The sequence below is a fragment of the Amycolatopsis rhizosphaerae genome, assembly GCF_007713715.1.
GTDB lineage: Bacteria > Actinomycetota > Actinomycetes > Mycobacteriales > Pseudonocardiaceae > Amycolatopsis_E > Amycolatopsis_E rhizosphaerae.
This window is the reverse complement of the sequence record NZ_VJWX01000414.1, coordinates 1-6,338: the sequence shown is the minus strand read 5'-3', so window position 1 is coordinate 6,338 and position 6,338 is coordinate 1. Positions and strand designations below refer to the sequence as shown.

Sequence of the window (6,338 nt, the reverse complement as noted above, 5' to 3'; positions counted from 1 at the left end):
CGCCGGAGGGTGGGACTCGCCCATGCAAGGACCGACTTTGCCGGGGCCCTGGTCGAAACGGCCGCGAGGGGACCCCTCACGGCCGTTCCGAAATCGTGGCCCGGTCAGGACAGCGTGCGCATCCAGTGGTGGGGGTCGGGGCGGGTGCCCTCCTGGATGCCGGTGAGTTCGGCCCGCAGCTTCATGGTCAGCTCGCCGGGCTCGCCACCGCCGATGGTGAACTCACCGTCGTTGTGCTTGACCCGGCCCACCGGCGTGATCACCGCGGCGGTCCCGCAGGCGAACACCTCGGTCAGCTCGCCGGAAAGGGCGGCCTTCTCCCACTCGTCGGTGGAGATGCGCCGCTCCTCGACCTGGTGCCCGAAGTCCCGTGCCAGCTCCAGCAGCGAGCTCCGGGTCACGCCCGGCAGCAGGGAGCCGCTCAGCTCGGGCGTGACCACCCGGGCGTCGGCACCGGAGCCGAACACGAAGAACAGGTTCATACCACCCATTTCCTCGACCCACTGGCGCTCCACCGCGTCGAGCCAGACCACCTGGTCGCAGCCCTGCTCGACGGCCTGGGCCTGGGCGAGGAACGAGGCGGCGTAGTTGCCCGCGAACTTGGCCGCACCCGTGCCGCCCGGGGCGGCACGCACGTACTCGGTGGACAGCCACACGCTCACCGGCTTGACACCGCCGCTGAAGTAGCTGCCCGCGGGCGAGGCGATGACGGTGTACAGGTACTCGCTGGCGGGCGCGTTCACGCCGAGCCCCACCGAGGTGGAGATCATGAACGGCCGCAGGTACAGGGTTTCGCCCGGGGTGGTGGGCACCCAGCGTTCGTCGACGGCGATGAGCCGGCGCAGCGACTCGATGAACAGCTCCTCCGGCAGGTCCGCCATGGCGATGCGGCGCGCCGAGTCACGGAACCGCTTCGCGTTGGCATCGGGACGGAACGCCGCGATCGAACCGTCCGGCTGGCGGTAGGCCTTCAGCCCCTCGAAAATCGCCTGGGCGTAGTGCAGCACCGAGGTCGCCGGATCGAGCACGAGCGGTTCGTAGGGGCGGACCTGCCCGTCGTGCCAGCCGCGCTCGGTGTCGAAACGGAGGGTCACCATGTGGTCGGTGAAGAACTTCCCGAAGCCCGGGTTCGCCAGTACCTCGGCTACACGCTCCGCGGACGCGGGGGACGGGTGCGGGATACTGGTGAACGGCGTCGAGATTGTCATTTGAGCAGGATATCCCTTAGTTGGACGTCCGAGAATCCCTCCTCCCCTAGGATGCCGAGGGTGACCGGAAAAAGCGTCTCACGCGCGAAGGCCGCCGATCTGCGGACCTTTTTGGTCCCCGCGTTGCTCACCTACTCCGCCGGGGTACTGGTGCTGCTGGTCTACCTCCTGCTGGGCAACGCCCTCGGCATCGTGCTCGGCCTGATCGCGGTCGCCCTCGGCCTGGTCTGGTGGCGGCATGTGCTCGGCGGCCGGATGGTGCCCCGGCAGGTACCGGTCAAGGGCCTGGTCGTCCTCACCGTCGCGGCGGCGGCGTTCACCGTTTTGTCGTTCCTGCTGGCCGACTAGCGACCAGCGCCAGCGCGATCACGACGAGGGCAGGCAGCAGGTACCACGCCGGGAGGCAGGCCAGCAGCGTGACGGCCAGCGCCGCGCTCACCACCGCGCGGAGGTCCCGCCTGCGCACCGACAGCGTGAGCAGGGCCCTCACCAGCACCTCGGCCAGCGCCAGCGCGGCCGCGAGCAGCAGCGCGGGCACCGGTGCCAGCAGCGCGGCCCCGGCGGCACCGGCCGCCCCACACGCGAGCGTCTCCTGCCAGCCAGGGAGCCGGGTGCGGATCGCGGCGAGCTCGCCGAAGGCCGCGGGCACCGTCGCGATCACGACCACCGCGGCCAGCAGCGGTTCGAGCGGACGACCGTCCACCGCGGCCAGCAGGTCCCGGACGGGGACCGGGGACAGGCCGAGGCGCACCGGGCCGAGCTGGTACAACGCCCCGGCGCACACGGCGAGCGTGGCGGCCACCGCACCGGCCTCCCACCAGGAAGGTTTCGCGCCGCGCCGGGACAGCAGCGGGAACAGCACCGCCGCGGCGGCGAACATGCCGAGCGGCCCCGGCCCGGTACCGGCCCCGCGTTCCGGCGCGATGGCGGCGCACAACGCGACCAGCCCGGCCCCGGCGACCAGCACGATGCCCAGCAGCCAGGCCCGCACGAACCGCGGCAGCGACCTGCCCGGCAGGGCGGCCGCGGTGACCACCAGCACCATCGCCGCGGCGGCCGGAGCCCGGTGTTCCGGCACCAGATAGGCGCCGAACACCGAGCCGAAGACCGGCAGCAGGCCCACTCTCGCGGCCAGGCCCGTAGCCCGGGCCAGCGGGATCTTCCGCGCGCGTTCCAGTTCCGCCGCGGGCTCGGGAACGCAGGCCGCGAGCGCTCCGGCCAGCACCGCTCCGGCGAGCAGCCACCAACCGCCGGCGGCGGCACCCGCGGCCAGCGCGATCAGCAACCCGGCACCCAGCCGCACGCCCGCCACCTGCCTTTCTCCGTTCCGGCCCCGGTCATTAGCATGGCTCACAATCACCACGACGAGCGCGCGAGGAGCCAAAAGTGACCGTGCCGAAGTTTGCCCTGTACGAAAGCACCGAGGCCGGGCTGAGCAAGAGCCGGGCCGATGTGGTGGTGATCGGCACGCTGCAGGGCGAGGAGGGTCCGCTCCTCGCGCCGGGGACGGAAGCGGTGGACGCGGCGTTCGACGGTCAGCTGGCGAGCACGCTGTCCACGCTGGGTGCCAGTGGCAAGGCCGAGGAGACCGTGAAGCTGCCCTCGCTGGGCAAGCTCACCGCCGGTCTCGTGCTGGCCGTCGGTCTCGGCAAGGCCGGCGCGGACGGTTCGGTCACCGCCGAGCAGGTCCGCCGCGCCGCCGGTGCCGCCGCGCGCGCACTGTCCGGCACCGCGCGCGCCCTGTTCCTCCTCTCCCAGCTGGACCTGAACGCGGCCGTCGAAGGGACCGCGCTGGGCGCGTACAAGTTCACCCAGTACAAGTCCGAGCCCGGCGACTCGCCGCTCGCCGCGGTGGACTTCGTCCAGCCCGCCGAGGGCACGTCGCGGGCGCACAAGGCATCGCTGAAGGCCGCCACCTCGATCGCCGAATCGGTGATCATCGCGCGGGACCTGATCAACACCCCGCCCAACGACCTGTTCCCCGCCTCCTTCGCCGACCAGGCACGCAAACTCGCCGAGGCCCATGGTCTCGACTTCGAGGTGCTGGACGAAAAGACGTTGAAGCGCAAGGGATTCGGCGGCATCCTCGGCGTCGGGGGCGGCTCCGCCCGGCCGCCGCGGCTGGTGCGCGTGAGCTACCGCGCGGCCAAGCCCGCCAAGAAGATCGCCCTGGTGGGCAAGGGCATCACCTTCGACTCGGGCGGCATTTCGATCAAGCCCGCGGCCAACATGGACCAGATGACCTCCGACATGTCGGGGGCGGCCGCGGTGCTGGCGTCGGTCGTGCTCGCGGCGAAACTCAAGTACCCGCTGGAGGTCACCGCCACCATCCCGCTCGCCGAGAACCTCCCGTCGGGCACTTCCTACCGTCCGGGGGACGTGCTGAGCATGTACGGCGGCAAGACCGTCGAGGTGCTCAACACCGACGCCGAGGGCCGCCTCGTGCTCGCGGACGCGATCGTGCGCGCGGCCGAAGACTCCCCCGACTACCTCGTCGAAACCTCCACCCTGACCGGTGCGCAGGTGGTGGCGCTGGGCAACCGCACCGCCGGGATCATGGGCTCCGACGAGTTCCGCGACCGGGTCGCGGCGATCGCGCAGGCCACCGGCGAAGGCGGCTGGCCGATGCCGCTGCCGGAGGAGCTGCGCGGCGACCTCGACTCGCGCCTGGCCGACCTGGCCAACGTCACCGGGCACCGGTGGGGCGGCATGCTCGCCGCCGGGATCTTCCTGCGCGAGTTCGTCGCCGACGGCCTTCCCTGGGCGCACATCGACATCGCGGGCCCGTCCTTCAACACGGGTGGGCCGTACGGCTACACGGCCAAGGGTGGCACCGGCGTCCCGGTGCGGACCATCGCCGCCGTGCTCGCCGACATCGCCGCCAACGGCTGACCGGCGCCGCGTGGGCCGTGAGGGGGTCCCTCACGGCCCACGCGGGTCAGCCCTGGGCGCGTTTCTGGCGCTGGGTGTATTCGCGCATGCGCCTGGGGTAACCGACCTTCGTCACTTCATAAACCGGAATACCGCGCTTGCGGCCGAATTGCTGCGCCGCGTCGAGGCTGCCGATGCGGCGCCGGGTCCACTCCCCGTCGTGGGCGACGAGCACGACAGTGGTGTCGGTGACCGTCGTCTTCGGTTCCACATAGGCCTCGACACCGCGACGGCTGTCCGCCCATTCCCCGAGATGACGTGTATCGCCCTGACTGGGCCCACGCAGCGTCCCTGGCCTGCGTTTCCTGCGCAGCGAGTCGAACAGGCCCACCCGGACCACCCCCATCTCCGATCGACTTCGCCCGCCATTATTCCGGTGATCAGGGCGCGGCCGGACGTGTGGTCACCGGCACTACCGCCTCGGTCGCACCAGCGAAGTCCCTAGTGACAAGATGATGAGCGTCGAGACGTAATACAACGTTGAGGCGATACGAGACGAGCATCGCCAACCGAGCTCTTCGAGGAGAACTGACGTGACCGACGCTGGCCCCGACCTAGTGATACTCGGTGGCGGATCGGGCGGCTATGCCGCCGCTTTCCGCGCCGCCGAGCTGGGCCTTTCCGTGGTTCTGGTGGAGAAGGACAAACTGGGCGGGACCTGCCTGCATCGCGGGTGCATCCCCACGAAGGCGCTGCTGCACGCCGCGGAAGTCGCCGACACCGCGCGCGAGGGCGAGCAGTTCGGGGTCAAGACCACGCTCGAGGGCATCGACATCGCCGGTGTCCACAAGTACAAGGACGCCGTCGTCTCGCGGCTCTACAAGGGACTGCAGGGCCTGGCCAAGGCCCACAAGGTGACCATCGTGGAGGGCACCGGCACCTTCGTCGGCGGCACCACCGTCGAGGTGGAGGGGCAGCGCTACACCGGCAAGAACGTCATCCTGGCCACCGGCTCCTACTCCCGCACCCTGCCGGGGCTGGAGCTGGGCGGCCGGATCATCGCCAGTGACGACGCGCTGACCCTGGACTACATCCCGGAAAAGGTGGTCGTGCTCGGCGGCGGCGTCATCGGCGTCGAATTCGCCAGCGTCTGGGCCTCCTTCGGGGTGGACGTGACGATCGTGGAAGCGCTTCCGAGGCTCGTGCCCAACGAGGACGAGTTCGCCTCCAAGCAGCTCGAGCGGGCCTTCCGTCGCCGCAAGATCGCCTTCAAGACCGGGGTGAAGTTCACCGGCGCCAAGCAGGACGAGAACGGCGTGAGCGTTTCGCTGGAATCCGGCGAGACCCTCGAGGCCGACCTCCTGCTCGTCGCGGTGGGTCGCGGCCCCAACACGGCCGGCCACGGCTACGAGGAAGCCGGCGTGCGGATGGAGCGCGGTTTCGTGCTCACCGACGAACGCCTGCGGACGAACCTGCCGAACGTCTACGCGGTCGGCGACATCGTCCCCGGCCTGCAGCTGGCGCACCGCGGGTTCGCCCAGGGCATCTTCGTCGCCGAAGAGCTCGCCGGACTCGAGCCGCGGGTGATCGAGGAGGCGGGCATCCCCCGCGTGACCTACTCGCATCCCGAGGTGGCTTCGGTCGGCCTGACCGAGAGCGCGGCCAAGGAGAAGTACGGCACCGGCGTCACCACCTTCACCTACGATCTCGCCGGCAACGGCAAGAGCCAGATCCTCAAGACCTCGGGCGCGGTCAAGCTGATCAAGGCGCCGGACGGGCCGGTCGTCGGCCTGCACCTGGTCGGGGATCGCGTCGGCGAGCTGATCGGCGAAGCCCAGTTGATCTACAACTGGGAGGCCTTCCCGGAGGACGTGGCTCCGCTGATCCACGCCCACCCGACCCAGACCGAGGCCCTCGGCGAAGCGCACCTTGCCCTGGCCGGAAAGCCACTGCACGTGCACAGCTGACGAAACCGCCAGTCCAAGAAGACCACAGCAACAAGATTCAAGGGAGTCAGCGAACGATGGCCTACTCCGTCACATTGCCGGAGCTCGGGGAGAGCGTCACGGAGGGCACCGTCACCCGGTGGCTGAAGCAGGAGGGTGACCAGGTAGCGGTGGACGAGCCGCTGCTGGAGATCTCGACCGACAAGGTCGACACCGAGGTGCCCTCGCCGGTGGCCGGCGTGCTGCAGCGGATCGTCGCCAAGGAAGACGAGACCGTCGACGTCGGCGGTGAACTCGCGGTGATCGACGACGG

Annotated in this window: 7 protein-coding genes; 4 read left to right on the top strand and 3 right to left on the bottom strand. The window is 70.3% G+C overall.

The window, feature by feature from the left end:
- Window positions 1–104 precede the first annotated feature (104 nt).
- Window positions 105–1,208 carry a branched-chain amino acid aminotransferase gene (locus FNH05_RS29140; RefSeq protein WP_144592057.1) on the bottom strand — a complete coding sequence of 368 codons (1,104 nt, stop codon included), beginning with the start codon at window positions 1,206–1,208 and terminating at the stop codon, window positions 105–107.
- 60 nt (window positions 1,209–1,268) lie between these two features.
- Here FNH05_RS29140 and FNH05_RS29135 point away from each other — a divergent pair, with 60 nt between their 5' ends.
- Window positions 1,269–1,556, top strand: a complete 288-nt coding sequence (locus FNH05_RS29135; protein ID WP_144592056.1) for a hypothetical protein — start codon at window positions 1,269–1,271, stop codon at window positions 1,554–1,556.
- Here FNH05_RS29135 and FNH05_RS29130 read toward each other — a convergent pair.
- A complete protein-coding gene (locus tag FNH05_RS29130) occupies window positions 1,525–2,520 on the bottom strand; it encodes a hypothetical protein (protein ID WP_144592055.1) in 996 nt (331 codons plus the stop codon). The genes FNH05_RS29135 and FNH05_RS29130 overlap by 32 nt on opposite strands.
- Window positions 2,521–2,594: 74 nt before the next feature.
- Here FNH05_RS29130 and FNH05_RS29125 point away from each other — a divergent pair, with 74 nt between their 5' ends.
- A complete protein-coding gene (locus FNH05_RS29125) occupies window positions 2,595–4,100 on the top strand; it encodes a leucyl aminopeptidase (protein ID WP_144592054.1) in 1,506 nt (501 codons plus the stop codon).
- 46 nt (window positions 4,101–4,146) lie between these two features.
- Here FNH05_RS29125 and FNH05_RS29120 read toward each other — a convergent pair whose 3' ends face one another.
- On the bottom strand, window positions 4,147–4,479 hold the full coding sequence (locus FNH05_RS29120) for an oxidoreductase (RefSeq protein ID WP_186382792.1): 333 nt from the start codon (window positions 4,477–4,479) through the stop codon (window positions 4,147–4,149).
- Window positions 4,480–4,672: 193 nt separating this feature from the next.
- Between FNH05_RS29120 and lpdA the strand changes: the two genes are divergently transcribed.
- Both lpdA and FNH05_RS29110 read left to right on the top strand, forming a co-directional pair.
- Window positions 4,673–6,046, top strand: a complete 1,374-nt coding sequence (gene lpdA, locus FNH05_RS29115; RefSeq protein WP_144592052.1) for a dihydrolipoyl dehydrogenase — start codon at window positions 4,673–4,675, stop codon at window positions 6,044–6,046.
- 56 nt (window positions 6,047–6,102) lie between these two features.
- Window positions 6,103–6,338 (top strand): biotin/lipoyl-containing protein (locus tag FNH05_RS29110; RefSeq protein ID WP_342781629.1); only part of this gene is annotated, 236 nt, incomplete at its 3' end.